This is a genomic window from Paenibacillus tepidiphilus (genome assembly GCF_008635795.1).
GTDB classification, from domain to species: Bacteria; Bacillota; Bacilli; order Paenibacillales; family Paenibacillaceae; genus Paenibacillus_AQ; species Paenibacillus_AQ tepidiphilus.
This window is the reverse complement of the sequence record NZ_VWRQ01000030.1, coordinates 1-19,523: the sequence shown is the minus strand read 5'-3', so window position 1 is coordinate 19,523 and position 19,523 is coordinate 1. Positions and strand designations below refer to the sequence as shown.

Sequence of the window (19,523 nt, the reverse complement as noted above, 5' to 3'; positions counted from 1 at the left end):
TTGTCCAAAAACAATCTTCAATAACATTTTATGGTATTTCATTGTCTTCGCCAATCCTCCAGCCGTTTACGCATCTCCGGCGGCAGCTTATCCCCCAGCGAATGACGCTTCTCGCCGATACTCTTGGGTTCAAGCGCTTTGGACACCTGCTTCTGGCACTCTGCGATTTCCAGCCTGAGTTCTCTGGCCGATATCCGCAGCGCACCTTGGGCGAAAATCACATGCTGCTCCACAAAATCGCTGGTGGCCACATAAATCTGCCGGCGCCGGTGACTGTACTCACCCACCAGCCGTTCGATACATTCATCCGCGGTTTCCTTCTCCTTGGTGAAGTAGACCTGAACCTTGCCTTGGACGAACGACCGGCCAAGCCCCGGGACACGGTAGGCATCGAACACGGCAATGACGCGCCGTCCGGAGAACGCCTGATAATCGGCCAGGAGATCCAGCAGCCGGTCACGCGCCTCCTGCATGCCGATCAGCGCCAGCTCTGCAAGCTCGGACCAGCCGCCGATCATATTGTACCCATCGACAAGCAGCACGTCCCGCCAGTCAGCCATCGCTATTCCTGCCGGTGACGGCGGCGGAGAACTTCATACATTACTACACCTGCTGCGACAGAAGCATTGAGGGAATTAATTCGGCCAGCCATCGGAAGCTTCAGCAGCACATCGCATTTCTCGCGGATCAAACGGCCCATCCCTTTGTTCTCATTGCCGATGACAACCGCTACTGGTCCGCTGAAAATGTCGGAGTCGTACAGGTTCTGGTCAGTATCGACATCCGTGCCTACAACCCAGATCCCCCGCTCCTTCAAACGGTCGATGGTCTGGCCCAGATTAGTCACGCGGGCCACAGGCACATATTCAACCGCTCCTGCGGAGGTCTTGGAGACGGTGGCTGTAATCTGCGCGGAGCGGCGTTTCGGAACGATAACTCCGTGTACACCGGTGCAATCGGCGGTACGCAATATAGAGCCCAGGTTATGCGGGTCTTCAATTTCATCCAGCAGAATCAGAAACGGCGGTTCGCCCTTGGCTTCAGCAGCAGCCAGGATATCCTCCACCTCGGCGTAGGCGAACGGCGCCACCTGGGCAACGACTCCCTGGTGCTGTACTCCCGGAGCCAGCTGATCCAGCTTGCGCTTGTCCACATATTGAATAACAATACCCGCCTTGCGCGCTTCGGCGACAATCGGTGCGGTTAGGTGCTTCTGGGCGGTTTCGGCCACCCATATCTTATTCAGCGTCCGGCCGGCGCGCAGTGCCTCAAGCACCGAATGCTTGCCGGCCAGCACCTCTTCTTCTGTTCTTGGTTCTTCCATGTCATGCCTCCTGTTCTATCTTCCAAGGCCTTATTTAGGCCGGTTCATCATATGCTCTATGCTGCCCTGAACAAGCTCCTGAATTCGTACCAGCTGACCCGTATAATATAAATACCCGATCAGGCACTCAAAAGCAGTAGCATGCCGGTATTCCAGCACATCGGCGTTCTTGGGAATTGTCCCGGATTTGGCGTTGCGGCCTTTACGGACAATGTCCCGCTCATCTTCGGTGAGCTGTGGTTCCAGCAAGGCCAGAATCGTGCTCTGGGCTTTGGCCGACACCAAACCGGTCGCTGAGCGGTGCAAGTGATTCGGCCGGAGATTGGGCAGCGAAATCAGATATTGGCGCACAGCAACCTCATAAATGGCATCCCCGGCGTAAGCCAGCACAATCGGGGGCAGCAGATGGGCCGGCTTGGAGGGGCTGTACGGAAACCAGGCCTCCTCCGGCTTGAATGCCCCGCTCATTTGCGCCGCCACCGGATGCCCTGCGGCGTATCCTCCAGCAGAATGCCCATTGCGTTCAGCTGATCGCGGATTTCATCGGAGCGTGCCCAATTCTTATTCTTGCGCGCTTCCGTCCGTTCGGCGATCAGACGCTCGATTTCTTCCCCGGCAGCCTCTTCCTCCTGAGCTGGCACTAGTCCCAGCACGCTGTTCATGACGGCAAACGCTTCAAGCAGTGCGGCAAAATCAGCACGTCCTGCACCCTCTTCCGTCAGCGTCTGATTGGCAAGCTTCACCCAATCAAACACAGCGGTAATAGCGTCTGGCGTATTGAAGTCATCCTGCATCTTGCTGTGATAGGCCTCAAGAATGGAGGCGATCTTATCTGTCAGCTCCGTGCGCGCCGTATCCGCTTGCTCCGTTCCGGCAAGCTCCAGCCGGTGCTGCACATTGCTTACGGCAAGCGCGATGCGCTCCGCGCTCTTCTCGGCGGATTGCAGCGCTTCTTCCGTGAAATTCAGCGGATTGCGGTAGTGGGTAGACAGCATGAAATAGCGTAGCACACCCGCCTTGAAGCGCTGGCGGATATCCTTTACAAGCAGGCCATTGCCCAGCGACTTCGACATTTTCTCGTCCCCGATATTGAGGAATGCATTATGCATCCAATAGTTGGAGAGCGGCTTGCCCGTCAGCGCTTCCGTCTGGGCGCATTCGCACTCATGATGCGGGAATTGCAGATCGACACCGCCGCCGTGAATATCCATCGTATCGCCAAGATATTCGCGGGCCATCGCCGAGCATTCAATATGCCAGCCGGGACGTCCCTGTCCCCATGGGCTGTCCCAATGCACCTCGCCCGGCTTCGCTGCTTTCCAGAGTACAAAGTCCTCCGGATTCTCTTTGCGTGCGTCGACCTCCACCCGGATACCGAATTGCAGTTCCTCCAGATTTTGACGGGAAAGCTTGCCGTAATCCGCGAACTTGGCGGTCCGGTAAAAGACATCGCCTCCATTTTCATAGGCATAGCCCTTGTCTTCAAGCTCTTTGATAAAATCGACAATCGTCCCCATACTCTCGGTAACCCGCGGGTTCAGGCTTGCCGGCTTTACGCCCAGCCCGGCGATGTCTTCTTCGTAAGCTTTGATGAACATTTCCGCGACATCGGCCACTGTGATGTTCATCTCTTCCGCTTTGCGGATCATTTTATCATCTACATCCGTAAAATTCGTGACATACCGCACCTCGTAGCCGATTGACTCCAAGTAATTGCGTACGGTATCAAACACAATGACCGGTCTGGCATTCCCGATATGCATATACCCGTATACGGTTGGTCCGCATACGTACATCTTGACTTTGCCCGGTTCCAGCGGAACAAATGCTTCCTTGCCCCGCGTCATTGTGTTGTAAATTTGCAATGCCATGCTCTTCCCAATCCTTTCTGTTGTCCGGCTATCCGGTTTCAGATCTGTATTCTATAATCCTATATTTCATAATCCCCCAGGTATTGCAGGCTTTCCAGCCGGCGCTCATCAGCCTTCTGCTTGTCTTCGTGCCCAATCTGCTCCCGGAGCTCCTCAATCTCTTTCTGCAGGAAACGCAGCGTATCAATGAGCGGGTCCGGCATCTTCGTATGATCCAGCCGGTCGGATACCCGCTCGCCGTTACGCTTCACGATGCGGCCGGGGTTGCCGACCACCGTGGAATTGCTCGGTACCTCGCGCAGAACAACACTATTAGAACCGATATTACAATTATCGCCGATCCGGAACGATCCCAGTACCTTAGCGCCTGAACCAATAACCACATTGTTCCCGATGGTAGGATGGCGCTTGCCCTTTTCCTTACCAGTCCCGCCAAGGGTCACTCCCTGATAGATGATTACATCGTCGCCGATTTCGCAGGTTTCACCGATGACAATCCCCATACCGTGGTCGATAAAGAGACGTTTGCCGATGACCGCTCCGGGATGAATCTCCACACCGGTCATGAAGCGGCTGAACTGTGAGATCATGCGGGCAACCGTGAACCACCGGCGCTTAAAGAAGCGGTGGGCCATCCGGTGGGCCCAGATCGCATGAAGGCCGGCATAGGTAAAAACAACCTCAAACGTGCTGCGTGCGGCAGGATCGTTGTCGAATACTGCCCGAATGTCCGACTTGATATGCTTAAACATCACGGTTCCCCTCTTCTTTCAGCTTCCCTCCTCCTGTGAACAGGTGCGCCAGGGAAGGTATTGTCACGGGCCCGCTCTCTCTATATGTATGCCGCGGGCCTTGGGCGGTTCCAGGCCCCCGCAAAGCTGCCTGTGTAAAGATGCCGAATCAGTTGCTTTGCGGGGACCCCTACTCCTTGCTGGTGGAGCAACACAAACAAAAAACGCCCCTGCAGCTTATGCTGCAGAGGCGTGTAACCGCGGTTCCACTCTGCTTGGATGACACTGTAGCCCGGCCGATATACCGGCATCAGCCAGCCTCATCCCACTTGTTCGTCTATAACGGCAACGTTCCGGCGACGCCTAACCTCCGGTTAAGGATGGCTCAGCCCCGCAGCTCACAGGCGCATGTTCGGCGCGGACAAATGAATAACTCTCAGCCTGCCACGGAAATCCTCTGGCGGTTATTCTCTCTGGAAATTGCCCGATACAGTCGCGTACTTCTCCTGATCACAGCTGTTGAATATCTTCTATCTTAGCGAAAAGACCATGGCCTGACAAGTACTTGTCAGGCCACAAGGAGCCCATTAAGCCCCTTTAATCTGCGATTTCAGCCGTTCAATAACACGGCTGCGTCCCAGAAGGGCAATCGTCGCGTTCAAATCCCGGCCATGCATCTGCCCGGTCAGCGCGACACGGATCGGCATAAACAGCGCTTTGCCTTTATGCCCGGTTTCCTTCTGCACCTCTTTGATCAGCACCGCCATGTTCGCGGCGGTGAAGTCTTCGGTGGCTTCCACCTTGGCGAGGAATGCCGAGAGCACCTCACTCACCTGGCTTTCCGCCAGCACCTGAGCCGCTTCGGTATCCAGCTCCACATGGCTGCGGAAGAACAGCTCGGACAGGTTCACAATATCGGAAGCGGCTGTCAGCTGTTCCTGATACAGGGCCACCAGCGTTTCGGCCCATGCCTGCTGCTCATTGTCCAGCTCGGCAGGCAGACGGCCCGCCTTCTGCAGGTGCGGAATAGCCAGCGCGGCTATCCGCTGCGGATCGGCGTGCTTGATGTAATGGTTGTTCAGATGCGCCAGCTTGTTCGCATCGAAGAACGCCGGGCTCTTGGAGAGCCGGTCGGCTGTAAAGATTGAGATCAGCTGTTCCCGGGTGAAGATCTCTTCCTCGCCTTCCGGCGACCAGCCCAGCAGGGAAATGAAATTGAACAAGGCTTCCGGCAGGTAGCCGAGCTGCTCATATTGCTCGATGAATTGAATAATTGATTCATTGCGCTTACTCAGCTTCTTGTGGTCCTCGCCGACAATCAGCGTCATATGCCCGAAGAGCGGCGCCTCCCAGCCCAGCGCTTCATAAATCATCAGCTGGCGCGGGGTATTGGAAATATGGTCTTCACCGCGCAGCACATGGCTGATTGCCATCAGATGGTCATCAACGGCTACTGCGAAGTTATAAGTCGGAATACCGTCCTTCTTCACAATGACAAAGTCGCCCATATCCTGGGTCGTAAAGGAAATAGGACCCTTGACCATATCATCGAACGTATAAGTGCGGTCTTCAGGTACCCGGAACCGGATACTGGCGATGCGCCCTTCCGCTTCAAAGGCCAGCCGCTGTTCTTCTGTCAGGTTGCGGTGTTTGCCGGAATAACGCGGAGTTTCGCCGCGCGCCGTCTGTTCCTCGCGTTCTGCTTCCAGCTCTTCCTCTGTGCAGTAGCAGCGGTAAGCAAGGCCGCGGTCCAGCAAATCCTGCCAGTATACCTTATACAGGTCCAGACGCTCTGTCTGGCGGTAAGGGCCGTATTCGCCGCCGACATCCACGCTCTCGTCCCAGTCGACACCCAGCCATTTCAAGTACTTCAGCTGGCTTTCTTCGCCGCCGGCGATGTTGCGCTTGATGTCCGTATCCTCAATCCGGATAATAAATTTGCCGCCCAGATTACGGGCGAACAGATAATTGAATATTGCCGTTCTGGCATTGCCGATATGTAAATGTCCCGTAGGGCTCGGTGCGTAACGCACCCGGACTTGATCCGCCATGTCATTCCCTCCGCTTCCATAATGGTTAATTCAGGATGCTCTCACGCCATCTCAAGATGATATCACATCTTGAACCAGGCAGACAATAGATTGCGCGGCAATTCCCTCGCCGCGGCCGGCGAAGCCAAGCTGCTCGGTTGTCGTCGCCTTTACGTTAACCTTGGCGACGTCCGCCTCCAGCGCGCGGGCGATAATCTCCGCCATCTGCGGAATGTAAGGGGCCATCTTCGGCTTCTGGGCGATAATGGTCGAATCGATGTTGCCGAGCTTGTAACCGCGCTCGCGGGCCAAGCCCCATACATGCTCCAGCAGCTTCAGGCTGTCGGCATCCTTAAAGGCCGGATCGGTATCGGGAAAATGACGTCCGATATCGCCGAGTCCCAGTGCGCCCAGTATGGCGTCGCTGACTGCGTGCAGCAGCACATCCGCATCGGAATGTCCAAGCAGCCCCTTCTCATAGGGAATGGTGACTCCGCCAATAATGCACGGTCTCCCTTCCACCAGCTGGTGTACGTCAAACCCTTGTCCTACTGCAATCATGCTTTAACCTCTCCCCTGTTTCACTTGTGTATATTCGGCATATTCCAGATCTTCCGGCGTCGTGATTTTGATATTGCGGTAGCTGCCTTCCACTACGGCCACGGGAATCCCGCTGCGTTCCGCCAGACTGGAGTCGTCGGTCCCCAGGTATCCTTCCCGCTCGGCGGCCTCATAGGCTGCAAGCAGATCGGACAGACGAAAAGTCTGCGGGGTTTGGATCGCCCACAGACTTCGCCGATCGGGGGTGGAGACGACCATTCCGTCCTTGTCCACCTGCTTGATCGTATCTTTGACCGGAACGGCCAGTACGGAGGCCCCGGTTTCCTTGGCTTTTGCATAGCATGCATCAATTTCCCCGGCGGCCACAAACGGCCTCACACCGTCATGCACCATTACCCACTCCGCGTCCAGTTCACGCAATCCCAGATGCACGGAATATTGCCGTTCGGAGCCTCCGGTCACGATCGCCTTTACCTTATCCAGGCCGTAGGTCTGCACCCACTCCCGGCAGCGCTCCACATCCTCGGCCCCCGTTACCAGCACAATCTCAGTGATGAGCGGATGCCGCTGAAATACTTCAAGCGTATGAGCGATGATCGGCTTGTCCGCAAGCCTCAGATACTGCTTGCTCTCCGCCGTCCCCATGCGCGTTCCTCTGCCCGCCGCCACAATGACGGCTCCTACACTGTTTGACATTCGTTATAGGCTCCTGTCTTTCCGTATATCCCCATCATACCGTGTTTGCCGGGCATTTCCAAGGCCCTCTTCACGGCGGGCGGGCTACAGCAGAAGCTTTACTGTGCCTTTTCGAGCAGCTTGGGCTTGGCGAAGATCATCCGGCCCGCCGAGGTCTGCAGCACGCTGGTCACCAGAACCTCCATCGTCGTTCCGATGTAATCCCTGCCGCCTTCTACAACGATCATCGTTCCGTCGTCAAGATAAGCTACACCCTGGCCGTGTTCCTTGCCGTCCTTGATGACCTGGACAATTATCTCTTCTCCGGGGAGCACCACAGGCTTAACCGCATTGGCAAGATCGTTGATATTGAGCACGGAAACCCCCTGCAGCTCGCATACCTTGTTCAAATTGAAGTCATTGGTCACGACCTTGCCGTGCAGTACCTTGGCCAGCTTAACCAGCTTGCTGTCCACCTCGGAGATTTCCTCGAAATCTCCCTCATAGATCAGCACTTTCACGTCGAGTTCCTTTTGGATTTTGTTCAGGATATCGAGCCCCCGGCGGCCACGGTTGCGCTTGAGCAGATCTGAGGAATCGGCGATATGCTGCAGCTCCTCCAGCACAAATTCGGGAATAACAATCGTCCCTTCGATAAAGCCGGTTTTACAGATATCGGCGATACGACCGTCAATAATCACGCTTGTATCCAGAATCTTATGTTCTTCGAGTCCCCGGTCCTGCGGCTCGCCGGCCTGTCCCCAGCGCCCGGTGTTCCAGAAGGAGGCAAGCTCCGTCTGTTTCTCCAGCGCGATTCTCAGGCCCAGATAACCTAGCAGCAGCGTCCCGAATACTTGCAGAAGTTCGCCAGCCTGTCCAAGCCAGGACAGCGCCGGGTAGAGCAGGAGCGACAGCAGGAGCCCGCCTGTTAATCCGGCCGCTCCCGCCGCCAGCTCGCCCATGGGAATGCGTGCAACGTACGCGACAGCCTCGCGCAGCTTGCTGCCCCCCCAATCGGCGCATAACGTTCCTGCAATCAAAAAAATAATGGCACCCAGCACCGTAAATAAAATGCTTCCGTTCACAGGCAAGCTATCCCCAAGTTTCCCCATGCCTTCCGGGAACCCTATTTCTGCTGCATGATAGAGCGAGTATCCGGACCAGGCTCCCAGGCACCCGGACAGCGTCAGCAACACTTTTTTCCACATCTTCTTGCGCACCTCCTTGAAATCTTCCTGAATGAAATGATCTATTCCTCACCAGTATGTTCCAATTTTTAGGATGATAATCGGGAGCGCAAGGTAATTTTTAAAAAATCGTTATTCCTCACCCGGCCTGTTAGGCTTGCCATAAACTTCTATTCCTTGTTGAAATCGGGTGAAGGCCTGGCATATAATGAACTCAATTACGAAACCCAGGGGTGAATGGAAAATGAGCGCACCAAGTTTACAGGCCTTTCAGGATCAAGTCTCCGAACTGCTGCTCCGTCACCGCAGCCTGCTCGATGTGATGTCCAAGAATGGACAGAGCAGTGCTTCCGTCAATCGCGCCGTCGTTAAAGCCATCACAGAATGCGGATGCATTCAGCTGCATGCCAAGAAACAGGTGTTCGAGCCGGAGCTTGGACTTGAACAGGCCAAGGAGCTTGCCGGGACGCATCTGGAAGGCCATTTATGCGAGAACTGCCGTGAGGTGGTCGCCTCCGAACTGGGCCGCGAGTTGTTCTACATGTCCGCTCTTTGCAATCTGCTTGACATCAATATGGACGAGGTCGTCAAGAAAGAGTCACAGAAGTGCGCGACGCTCGGCTTATTTAATTTATCCTGACCGGGCATGCATCCTTTCTAACCTAATGTATATAAAACAACCCCACAAAGTGAAGTCTTGCATCGAAGCTGTTTCAGGTACTTTGCGGGGACCCCGAACACTTTTAATAAATAAAAAGGCCTTGCCTAATTCCGCATTACGGAATCAGCAAAGCCTTTTTTGGTATGATGAAATAATTCAGTCCGGTGGAACTTCATGTTTAGCCGTTCTTGGAATGATACATCTTGTCATCCCCGCGTCTTCTGCGCCGTTTGCGGCGGCGTGCAGTCAGGCGGTCGATATTCTGCTTAAAGCCATACAAAGCGTACAGCGCGAGCAGCACAAAGATCAGCTTGGCAATCTGCTCCGGAAACATTACCGCTACCGCTACGGCAACAACGATAACTACCGGCGCGCCAATTACCGCTTTCTTCGGAAATCCTACCTTCTTGAAATTCGGATATTTCACGGTGCTGACCATCAAGTAAGACAGCAGCAATGTGGCGACAATCATAAATGGGGCTGAAACATCTTTATGAAAAAGGGCCAGTGTGGCCAGAACGCCTCCGGCAGCCGGGATCGGCAGTCCGACGAAGTAGCCGGGAATACCGGGGCGGACATTGAAACGGGCCAACCGCAGCGCCCCGAACACCGGAAAGATCGCCGTCACGGTCCAGCCGAGCGCGGTGTTCACATCCTGCAGGCTTGTAATGTACATAATGAGCGCCGGAGCCACTCCGAACGATACCACATCGGACAGGGAATCCAGTTCTTTGCCAAATTCGCTCTCACATTTCAGGGCACGGGCGACACGGCCATCCAATCCGTCAAGCAGCATAGCGATAATCACCATGATAGCGGCCATGCTCAGCTTTCCGTCAAACGCCATCATGATTCCAAACATTCCAAGCATCAGGTTACCAATGGTAAAAAGACTCGGAATTGATTTTTGGATCATTTCTTCACCTCTGTGTTATTACTTTGCCTAACGGCAATATTACGTGATTGTATGTTATTTACATTTGTCTGTCAATAAGAACTTGCTTCTGCAGCCGCTTCAATCCGTCCTGAATATGGCGGGCACGCACCTCTCCAATGCCGTCAACCTCATCCAGCTCCGAGATACTTGCCGTCATCAGATTGGGCAGCATTTCAAAGCGTTCGACCAGGTTATGGATAATGACATTGGGCAGACGGGGAATTTTGTTGAGCAGCCGGTAGCCGCGCGGCGTAACCTGTTCTTCGGAAGCAATGGCCGTCGAAGCATACCCGAGCAACCGGGCAATATGGTTGTCATCCATCAATTCATCATCGCTCGACCGCTTCAGCCCGGCGATAATTTCACGGATTTTGTCCTCCTGCTCCTCTTTGGCATAGTCTCTGTACAAGAGCCAGGCTTCTTCCTCTGTATTTCCCACCAGTTCTTCCATCTGCATGCTGATCAGGCGGCCCTCATTGCCGAGCTCGTTGATATAGCGTTTGATTTCCATCTTGATCCGCAGCACCATTTCCACCCGCTGGATGACCCCAACCACTTCGGCAACGGTAACAATCCCCTCATACTCGGAGGCCGACAGATTGGTCAGTCCCTGATTCAGGACCGCTTTATATTTCTCCAGCGTCTGGATTGCCTGGTTCGCTTTGGCCAGAATGGCGCCGATATCCTTCAGCATATACCGGATATTCCCTTGATAAAGGGTGATGATATTCCGGCGCTGGGAGATGGACACCACGAGCTTGCCCGTCTGCTTCGCGACGCGTTCAGCCGTACGGTGGCGGATCCCGGTCTCGATGGAGGAGATAGAGGAATCGGGAATCAGCTGTGTGTTGGCATACAGTATCCGTTTCAGATCCTCACTCAGAATAATCGCCCCGTCCATCTTGGCCAGTTCATATAAATAGTTCGGGGAAAAATCACAATTAATCGAAAAGCCACCGTCGACGACTTCCATGACCTCCGGGCTGTAACCGACCACGATCAACGCGCCGGTCTTGGCCCGCAGCACATTCTCCAGACCTTCCCGGAAGGGCGTGCCCGGAGCCGCCATCCTGAGCAGATCGTTCATATTATCTGTTTGGTTATATTCTTTCATGTCCTTTATGCCCCCTAATCTAACGCGACCGATAGTGCATCTGCTACAGAGCTGACGCCGATGATCTGGATATCCTGCGGATGCTTCCACCCTTTGAGGCTCTTCTCGGGCATAATGACCCGGCGGAACCCCAGCTTGGCGGCTTCCTTGACCCGGGTTTCCGCCCGTGAGACACCTCTGACTTCGCCGGTAAGACCTACTTCTCCGAAGAATACATCATAGGCTTTGGTCGGAATGTCACGGAGACTGGACGCGATGCTGACCGCTACCGCCAGATCGACCGCAGGTTCATCCAGCTTGACGCCTCCGGCGACATTCAGATAGGCGTCCTGATTCTGCAGGAACATGCCCATCCGCTTCTCCAGCACGGCGATAATGAGCGCCATCCGCTGATGGTCCATGCCGGTGCACATCCGCCGGGGCGATGGGAAATGGGTGGCGGTGACCAGCGCCTGAAGCTCCACCAGTACGGGGCGCGTGCCTTCCATACTGGCCACTACAGCCGACCCGGCCACCCCAAGCGGCCTTTCCGACAAGAACAGCTCGGAAGGGTTGCCTACCTCTCTCAGGCCATCCTCGCCCATTTCAAATATGCCGATCTCGTTCGTGGAACCGAAGCGGTTCTTCACGGCACGCAGCAGTCTGTAGGTGTGATGCCGTTCGCCTTCAAAATAAAGCACACAATCCACCATGTGCTCCAGCATGCGCGGGCCGGCGATAGCCCCCTCCTTGGTAACATGGCCGACAAGTACGGTAGCGATGCCGCGGATTTTGGCGATGCGCATAAACCGGGTCGTACACTCGCGGACCTGTGCCACACTGCCGGGTGCACTTGTCACCTCAGGCAGGAAGACCGTTTGAATCGAGTCAATAACCAGGAACTGCGGTTTGATCTGCTCAATCGCTTCCTCTATGCTTTCCATATTTGTCTCGCATAGTACATAGAGCTCAGGTGACAAGGCACCGAGGCGGTCAGCCCGCAGCTTAGTCTGCCGCACCGATTCCTCCCCTGAGATGTAGAGCACCCGCAGGTTTTGGGTGGTGAGAGCATGTGAGGTCTGGAGCAGCAATGTTGACTTGCCGATGCCGGGGTCGCCTCCGACGAGCACCAGTGATCCGGGCACGATACCGCCGCCCAGCACACGGTTAAGTTCGGCAATGCCTGTCAATATACGCGGCTCTTTGTCACTTTCTATATTTATGATCGATTGCGGCGTTTCTTTACTCTGAAAAATCGGCGCGTTCATTCCCTGGGTTTTGACTACGCTTTCCGTCTCTTCCACCATGGAATTCCACGCTTGGCAGCCCGGACATTTCCCGAACCATTTGGGCGATTCGTAGCCGCATTCGGTACAAAAAAACTTGGTTTTCGCTTTGGCCATGGGTTCTCCTTACCATATTAACTTGCTAAAATTGCGGATAAAAAACTCCTACTCAAAGTTTACCATTTCTGCCCCTTGAACGAAAGGTCACTTGAATTTTACTTTTGAAAAGCATACATCTGGACTATAAAAAGATCCCGCCTTTCGCTGAGCGAAAGGCGGGATCCTGACTGATGCATGCTGCAGCTTATTCTGTTTCCGTTTCCTGGGTGAGCGAAGCCACAATGGCAGGACTCACGGTGCTTACCTGTAATTCACCGCCGACTTCGTCAATCTTGACAGAATCACCCTTCTTGATATTGCCCTTCAGCAGTTCTTCGGAAAGACGGTCCTCAATATGCTTCTGAATCGCCCGGCGCAGCGGACGAGCACCAAAGGCAGGATCATAGCCCTCTTTGGCGAGGAAGGCCTTCGCGGTATCTGTAAGGGCGAAATCCACATCGAACTCACGCAGCCGCTTGCGCAGCTCGTCGGCCATCAGCGTGACGATTTCGGCGATATGCTTCTCTTCCAGCGAGTGGAAGACGATAATTTCGTCGATACGGTTCAGGAACTCCGGACGGAAGCTCTTCTTCAGCTCTTCCATCACTTTGCCCTTCATGCTGCTGTATTCTGCTCCGGCATCCTGTACGGCAGTAAAGCCAAGCGTCGAGTTCTTCTTGATCGCCTGCGCTCCGACATTGGAGGTCAGAATGATCAGGGTGTTGCGGAAGTCGACAACGCGGCCCTTGGAGTCAGTCAGACGTCCGTCTTCAAGCACCTGCAGCAGAATATTGAACACTTCCGGATGGGCCTTCTCGATTTCGTCGAGCAGCACTACCGAATAGGGCTTGCGGCGAACTTTCTCGGTCAGCTGGCCGCCTTCTTCATAACCAACATATCCCGGAGGCGCTCCGACCAGACGCGACGTGGAGTGCTTCTCCATATATTCCGACATGTCGATGCGGATAACCGCATTCTCATCGCCGAACATCGCTTCAGCCAAAGCCCGTGCCAGCTCGGTCTTACCAACCCCTGTAGGGCCCAGGAAGATGAACGAGCCCATTGGACGTTTCGGGTCTTTGAGGCCGGCACGTGCCCGGCGCAGCGCCCGGCTGACTGCCTTGACGGCCTCATCCTGACCGATAACACGTTCATGGAGCAAGGCTTCCATGTTCAGCAGGCGGTCGGTCTCTTCTTCCTTCAGCTTGCTGACCGGAATACCGGTCCAGCTGGCCACCACTTGGGCGATATCCTCAGGTGTAACCTGGGAATCGGTGCGGCCCTGCTTTTCCTTCCACTGATTCTTGGTGGTATCCAGTTCCTCGCGGATCTTCTGCTCGGTATCACGCAGTGCGGCCGCTTTCTCGAATTCCTGGCTTTGTACAGCGGAATCCTTCTCCTTGCGGATATCGTCCAGCCGCATTTCCAGTTCCTTCAGATTCGGCGGGATGGTGTAGGAGTTCAGCCTTACCTTGGAGCCCGCTTCATCGATCAGGTCAATCGCTTTATCCGGCAGGAACCGGTCCGAAATATAACGGTCCGACAGCTTCACAGCTTCCACAATCGCTTCGTCTGTAATCTTTACCCGGTGATGTGCTTCATAACGGTCACGCAGTCCGTACAGAATTTGTACGGCTTCCTCCGGTGAAGGCTGATCCACCGTAATCGGCTGGAAGCGGCGCTCCAGCGCGGCGTCTTTCTCGATGTATTTGCGGTATTCATCCAGGGTCGTTGCCCCGATGCACTGCAGCTCACCGCGGGCCAGAGCCGGCTTCAGAATGTTGGAGGCGTCGATAGCTCCTTCTGCGCCGCCTGCACCAATCAAGGTATGCAGCTCATCAATGAAGAGGATGATGTTTCCGGCCTGGCGAATTTCGTCCATGATTTTCTTGAGGCGGTCTTCGAATTCACCGCGGTATTTGGTACCGGCTACTACGGAACCCATATCCAGGGTCATTACACGCTTGTCGCGCAGCGTTTCCGGGATCTCATTGTTGATAATCTTTTGGGCCAGACCTTCGGCAATCGCCGTTTTACCGACCCCAGGCTCCCCGATCAGCACCGGATTGTTCTTGGTGCGGCGGCTCAGAACCTGAATAACGCGTTCAATTTCCTTGCTGCGGCCAATGACCGGATCAAGGTTGCCGTCTTTGGCAAAAGCGGTCAAATCGCGGGCCAGCCCATCCAGTGTAGGCGTGCTGACATTAACCGGTGCTCCGCTGTGGCTGGAGCTGGATTCGCTGCTGCCGAGCAGCTGCAGCACCTGCTGGCGGGCTTTGTTCAGGCTGATGCCGAGATTGTTAAGCACGCGGGCGGCTACACCTTCGCCTTCACGGATCAGTCCCAGCAGAATATGCTCGGTGCCGACGTAGGTATGGCCCAGCTTGCGGGCTTCATCCATCGACAGCTCAATGACTTTTTTAGCGCGGGGAGTATAGGCGATGTTGGTCGGCTGCTCCTGCCCTCTGCCAATCAGCGTTTCCACTTCGTCCTGAATCTTCTCAAGTCCGAGTCCCAATCCGATCAGTGCCTTGGCGGCAATGCCGTCTCCTTCACGAATCAGTCCGAGCAAAATATGTTCTGTGCCAATGTTGTTGTGTCCCAAACGAACGGCTTCTTCCTGCGCCAGCGCCAGCACTTTTTGCGCACGCTCCGTAAATCTTCCAAACATCATATCTCCTGCACCTCCACGAAAAATAAATATCTATAATTAATGTTGTGACCCCAGTGTTTCCCGGAGCAGCTTCGCCCGGTACATATCGCGTTCGGTGGAGGTCATTTCATCGCCGAACATTTTTTGCAAGAATCCCGGCTGCGTCTTTACATTCAGTTCATTCAGCACAGAGATCGAAGGATTCTCCAGAATCCCCAGGTCGACACCCAGCCGCAAGTCGGACAAGCGCTGCGCAGACTCCTTAAGCTCCATCACTGCCGCGAAGGATAAAATACCGTAGGACCGTTTGATCCGGTCGGTAATCCGCAGCGGAGATTCGGCCAGCAGGCGCTCCCTCGCATTGCGTTCATGTTCAATAATCTGGGTAACAACGCCATGCAGGTTCTCGATAATTTCGCTTTCGGTCTGGCCCAGCGTAATCTGGTTGGAAATCTGAAAGATATTCCCTACAGCTTCGCTGCCTTCCCCGTAAATTCCTCTAACGGTGAGGCCGACCTGATTAACAGCGGTTAGAATCCGGTTAATCTGCTGGGTCATCACCAGCGCCGGCAGGTGAACCATCACCGAAGCACGGAGGCCGGTCCCCACATTGGTGGGACAGCTCGTCAGATACCCTCTTCTGTCATCAAAAGCATAATTGACTGCATCCTCAAAGATATCATCAATTGCACTGGCCCGCTCCCACGCTTCCTTCACCTGCAGTCCCGGGAACAGGCACTGAATCCGCAGATGGTCTTCCTCGTTGATCATGATACTGACCGATTCGTCCTCATTCAGGATGACGGCTCCGCCTCGTGAATCGTTGGCCAGATTGGGGCTGATCAGATGCTTCTCGACAAGTACCTTCTTATCGAGTTCATCCAGCTCATCCAGCTTGACCAGCTCGAAGGTGCCTAAGCCGGGAGCAGGACTGGACTCAAATACCGGTGCCAGTTGGCTGAGCGCCTCTTCCGCCTGCTCGGCGGAGGCCAGAAGCGGAAAGGGCAAATGCTCCAGGTTGCGGGCAATACGCATACGGCTGCTGATCACAATCTCGGAATGGCTGCCGCCGCAGCGCATCCAGGTACTGAGGGCTTGTTCGGTAAACCGGAGACTTGACATGTCGTATCCCCCCTATATATGAAAGACTTTACTATTGTGCCATTTCTTTTTCAAGTTTACGGATCTGATCCCGCAGCTGAGCGGCCGTTTCGAATTCTTCCTCCACGATGCTCTGCTGCAGTTCCTGCTTCAGTTCATCGATCTGCCGCTTGAATACAATCTGCGCTCCGGCACGTTTCGGAAGCTTACCCACGTGGGAAGTGCTGCCGTGTACTCTGCGGAACAGCGGATCAAGCGCATTGTCAAAATATTTATAACAAGAGCTGCAGCCAAAACGCCCCAGCTTGCTGAACTGCGAGTAAGTCATACCGCATTTCTCACAGTGCAGGCCCTGTGCATTCGTGGCCGCTGCTGCTTTCCCCTTGCCTGCGCCTTCCAGATCAAGCAGGCCGGACAACAGGCTGTGTATCGAGAAGCCCCCGGCAGTTCCGGGGATCAGCTCCCCTTTCTCACGGGCGCAGCTCTCACATATATGAAATTCGGTCTTCTCCCCGTTCACAATCTTGGTGAAGTGGAGTGTAGCCGGTCTGACGCCGCATTCCTGACATTGCATAAGCGGAGTCCCTCCCTTTACGAATGACAATTATTTGCCGAGCAAAGAAATCAGCATCGCCTTCATAATCTTGGCGCGAATCTCATCCCGGTACGGTAAATTGACCGTAATGCAATCCCGGGAAACAGCAGCGCGCATAAGACACGCTTCTCGTTTGGAGAGGAAGCGGGCTTCCTCCAGCTGATAAATCAGCCCTTCGGCAGAGGTCTGATCCATTTCGTTGCCGATTGCGGCCTTCAAGTGCGCGTAGAGCGCTACATTCTGCGGCAGCTCGAAGCGTTGAATACGGATATAGCCTCCGCCTCCCCGCTTGCTCTCCACCACATAACCCTTTTCCAGTGTAAACCGCGTGCTGATAACGTAATTGATCTGCGACGGCACACAGGAGAATTGGTCCGCGAGCTCATTGCGCTGAATTTCCACCGTACCTTCGGGACTTTCATGCAAAATATTCTTCAGATATTGTTCGATAATATCGGAGATATTGCGCATCACTCATCCTCCAGTATTAGCATTATAGTGCTTCATGTTGTGCATCCGTCCGGCGGTGATCTTTATAGAACTTAACCCGTGAGCCACAGGGCGAATCGGTCTGCGTTCAGGATGCCGTTGACTTTGACTTTCTTTGACTTTTCTCATATTATAACATATTTTTTCGGAATGCCAAGGGGTTGAGTTTATTTTTTACGCTTTATGCCGTTTGTATTCCATGGCTGGATGCAGAACACGGATCCCCCGACCCGCCAGCAGACGAAGGACCCCCTATTTCTTCTAGAAAAAGTCAAACAGCGCTGTCTGCGCCGCCGGCACTCTCGCTTCCAGCCATTGCAAGGACTGTTCTTTCCCTGTTAAAATACCGGACCGTGCCAATTCAGCAGGGCGCTTATACCCCAGCAGCATGGCCGTCAATACACCGATTCCGCAACGCAGGTCCGCTTCCAGATTGTCTTGGTCTAGTGCGGCAGTAAGTGATCCTTGACCCTGTTCATCAACAGCCAGCTTCCACAGGCCATTGTTCCATGGAGCATGTTCGTCTTCTATATAAATCACGGCTTCGCCGGGTTCAGCGGATTTCACAAAGCTGTAATCATTCACAAAAGCCTGCGCATTCACAAGACGCGCCATAAAATAAGGATGGCTGTGCTGCTTGATCCGCGGATCAGGAAGCAAGAAGGGCAGAAGATCATCGGCAGGCACTCGTGTCAGCTTCACCTGATCTACAGTGGCTTCATGATTACGGATAAAGGTCCAGAGTCCTTGCCGCGCAGTTTCATTCAGGTAGACGAACTCTTCGACCGTCAGCTCCCGGTTTCCTATTTTATATAGAATATAGCCTTGAGGTTCCCCTGAAATGGTATAAAAAACAGCCGAATGCCTGTCCTCTTGTTGCAGGAGGTTCTCCCACCAGTCCCGATCACGCATTAATGTACCATTATATCGGGCCGCAAAGGCATGATAAAGCGGCTCTAATTCCCCGACTGTTGCCCGGTCCCGCTTTACGGTGCCCTGGATTTCCTTCCTGGCCGGATATTGCTTAGCCGAAAGCACATATTCCTTATGCTCACAGTATACTTCCCAGCCAAACCGGCGATAAAAAGGTATCAGAAACGGATGGAGCATCGAGATCGTCTGGCCCGCATCCTTCATCGTGCCAAGCACATGGGTCAACAGCTTCGCAACCATCCCTTGGCGCCGGTTCTCCGGCCAGGTGGATACTCCGGCAATCCCGCCCATTGGAATTACTTTACCCTGTATGTACAGCGACAACGGAAGTAATGTGAGCTGCGCTCCCAGCTCCCCGTCCTCATAAAATCCCCAGTTCCGCTCCGGCTTGTACCGCTGTTTCTCCCGTACCTTGTCTTCTTCTGAGAGTTTGAAATGAAATGCGTACTCATCAAGAGCTAATCCCGTCTCGAACTCCTCCATCGTCAGTTGTCTGATCACCATTAGACTCCCCCTCTCACAGCTTCTTCCATACTTAAAATGAGTATATCAAGCTCTGAGAGAGATAGCTAATTTCCGAAGATCAAATTGAGCATTAAAGTTATTCACAGATTATCAACAGTAATTCACAGTTCAGACTGAAATCATACTAAAAATAAGACTTATCCACGTTTTCGCAGTACTTATACACATATTCAACTTTTTATCCACAAAAACAGTGGATTACCTCATTTTTTTCTTGACTTTTCGAAAAACAGATTCTTTGTCCACAGAGGATAGCCATCATCTTGATATGTTCCTTGTACGCAAATGTAACTTTTTTCGATATTTACTGAAAATTATCCACAAGTTTTGCACAGTTCTGCACAACGCAAAAAACCACCGTCGAGGTTATCAACAGTGGTTTAATTTTGCTTGGCGGCGTCCTACTCTCCCAGGACCCTTCGGTCCAAGTACCATCGGCGCTGGAGGGCTTAACGGTCGTGTTCGGGATGGGTACGCGTGGAACCCCTCCGCCATCGCCACCAAACGGCAGGCTTGATCGCCTGAAAACTGGATCGAAACGAATTTGTGTTTGCCCTTCATCTCTTCGGGGCCCCCGGAAAGTATTCGGAATCCGCTTCGTCAGCCTCTTCTTCACTTTTTGGGGTAGTTTTTGGATAAGCCCTCGACCGATTAGTATTGGTCAGCTCCATGCATTGCTGCACTTCCACCTCCAACCTATCTACCTCGTCGTCTTCAAGGGGTCTTACATACTGGGAAATCTCATCTTGAGGGGGGCTTCACGCTTAGATGC

The 19,523-nt window shown here is 53.9% G+C and carries 18 protein-coding genes and 2 rRNA genes; 1 reads left to right on the top strand and 19 read right to left on the bottom strand.

Annotated features, from left to right (window positions below; all coding sequences use genetic code 11):
* Positions 1-38 precede the first annotated feature (38 nt).
* The 9 genes from F1379_RS26680 to F1379_RS26640 all read right to left on the bottom strand — a co-directional run bounded on the left by F1379_RS26680 (position 39) and on the right by F1379_RS26640 (position 8,400).
* Entirely contained in the window at positions 39-560 is a 522-nt protein-coding gene (locus F1379_RS26680; RefSeq protein ID WP_150275519.1) for an NYN domain-containing protein, read from the bottom strand.
* Positions 561-562: 2 nt separating this feature from the next.
* Positions 563-1,324, bottom strand: coding sequence for a 23S rRNA (guanosine(2251)-2'-O)-methyltransferase RlmB (gene rlmB / locus F1379_RS26675; RefSeq protein WP_150275518.1), 762 nt, complete (start codon positions 1,322-1,324; stop codon positions 563-565).
* A 30-nt stretch (positions 1,325-1,354) separates the two neighbouring features.
* Positions 1,355-1,792 (bottom strand): Mini-ribonuclease 3, encoded by a 438-nt coding sequence (locus F1379_RS26670; protein WP_150275517.1) that lies wholly within the window; start codon positions 1,790-1,792, stop codon positions 1,355-1,357.
* Positions 1,789-3,195, bottom strand: coding sequence for a cysteine--tRNA ligase (gene cysS / locus F1379_RS26665; RefSeq protein WP_150275516.1), 1,407 nt, complete (start codon positions 3,193-3,195; stop codon positions 1,789-1,791). Before cysS ends, F1379_RS26670 begins: the two co-directional genes overlap by 4 nt.
* A gap of 59 nt (positions 3,196-3,254) precedes the next feature.
* Entirely contained in the window at positions 3,255-3,947 is a 693-nt protein-coding gene (gene cysE, locus F1379_RS26660) for a serine O-acetyltransferase (protein ID WP_150275515.1), read from the bottom strand.
* Between the two features lie 566 nt (positions 3,948-4,513).
* Entirely contained in the window at positions 4,514-5,977 is a 1,464-nt protein-coding gene (gene gltX / locus F1379_RS26655) for a glutamate--tRNA ligase (RefSeq protein ID WP_150275514.1), read from the bottom strand.
* A 51-nt stretch (positions 5,978-6,028) separates the two neighbouring features.
* Positions 6,029-6,517, bottom strand: coding sequence for a 2-C-methyl-D-erythritol 2,4-cyclodiphosphate synthase (gene ispF / locus F1379_RS26650; protein ID WP_150275513.1), 489 nt, complete (start codon positions 6,515-6,517; stop codon positions 6,029-6,031).
* A gap of 3 nt (positions 6,518-6,520) precedes the next feature.
* Entirely contained in the window at positions 6,521-7,213 is a 693-nt protein-coding gene (gene ispD, locus F1379_RS26645; protein ID WP_150275512.1) for a 2-C-methyl-D-erythritol 4-phosphate cytidylyltransferase, read from the bottom strand.
* A 98-nt stretch (positions 7,214-7,311) separates the two neighbouring features.
* Positions 7,312-8,400 (bottom strand): PIN/TRAM domain-containing protein, encoded by a 1,089-nt coding sequence (locus F1379_RS26640; protein ID WP_150275511.1) that lies wholly within the window; start codon positions 8,398-8,400, stop codon positions 7,312-7,314.
* A 223-nt stretch (positions 8,401-8,623) separates the two neighbouring features.
* Here F1379_RS26640 and F1379_RS26635 point away from each other — a divergent pair, with 223 nt between their 5' ends.
* Positions 8,624-9,019, top strand: coding sequence for a nucleoside triphosphate pyrophosphohydrolase family protein (locus tag F1379_RS26635; protein ID WP_150275510.1), 396 nt, complete (start codon positions 8,624-8,626; stop codon positions 9,017-9,019).
* 199 nt (positions 9,020-9,218) lie between these two features.
* Here F1379_RS26635 and pssA read toward each other — a convergent pair whose 3' ends face one another.
* From pssA to F1379_RS26585, 10 genes are all read right to left on the bottom strand, one after another.
* Positions 9,219-9,956, bottom strand: coding sequence for a CDP-diacylglycerol--serine O-phosphatidyltransferase (gene pssA / locus F1379_RS26630; protein WP_150275509.1), 738 nt, complete (start codon positions 9,954-9,956; stop codon positions 9,219-9,221).
* Between the two features lie 58 nt (positions 9,957-10,014).
* A complete protein-coding gene (gene disA, locus F1379_RS26625; protein WP_150275508.1) occupies positions 10,015-11,091 on the bottom strand; it encodes a DNA integrity scanning diadenylate cyclase DisA in 1,077 nt (358 codons plus the stop codon).
* A 14-nt stretch (positions 11,092-11,105) separates the two neighbouring features.
* Complete coding sequence (radA, locus tag F1379_RS26620; RefSeq protein WP_150275507.1) at positions 11,106-12,473, bottom strand: DNA repair protein RadA; 1,368 nt, start codon at positions 12,471-12,473, stop codon at positions 11,106-11,108.
* A gap of 187 nt (positions 12,474-12,660) precedes the next feature.
* Complete coding sequence (gene clpC, locus F1379_RS26615) at positions 12,661-15,129, bottom strand: ATP-dependent protease ATP-binding subunit ClpC (protein WP_150275506.1); 2,469 nt, start codon at positions 15,127-15,129, stop codon at positions 12,661-12,663.
* 36 nt (positions 15,130-15,165) lie between these two features.
* Positions 15,166-16,230, bottom strand: coding sequence for a protein-arginine kinase McsB (locus F1379_RS26610; RefSeq protein ID WP_150275505.1), 1,065 nt, complete (start codon positions 16,228-16,230; stop codon positions 15,166-15,168).
* Positions 16,231-16,261: 31 nt separating this feature from the next.
* Entirely contained in the window at positions 16,262-16,783 is a 522-nt protein-coding gene (locus F1379_RS26605) for a protein-arginine kinase activator protein McsA (protein ID WP_150275504.1), read from the bottom strand.
* Positions 16,784-16,813: 30 nt separating this feature from the next.
* Entirely contained in the window at positions 16,814-17,275 is a 462-nt protein-coding gene (locus tag F1379_RS26600; protein ID WP_150275503.1) for a CtsR family transcriptional regulator, read from the bottom strand.
* Positions 17,276-17,554: 279 nt separating this feature from the next.
* Positions 17,555-18,730, bottom strand: a complete 1,176-nt coding sequence (locus F1379_RS26595; RefSeq protein ID WP_150275502.1) for a GNAT family N-acetyltransferase — start codon at positions 18,728-18,730, stop codon at positions 17,555-17,557.
* A 409-nt stretch (positions 18,731-19,139) separates the two neighbouring features.
* Positions 19,140-19,256: ribosomal RNA gene (rrf, locus tag F1379_RS26590) — 5S ribosomal RNA — on the bottom strand.
* A gap of 126 nt (positions 19,257-19,382) precedes the next feature.
* A 23S ribosomal RNA gene (locus F1379_RS26585) occupies positions 19,383-19,523 on the bottom strand; the annotation flags it as partial.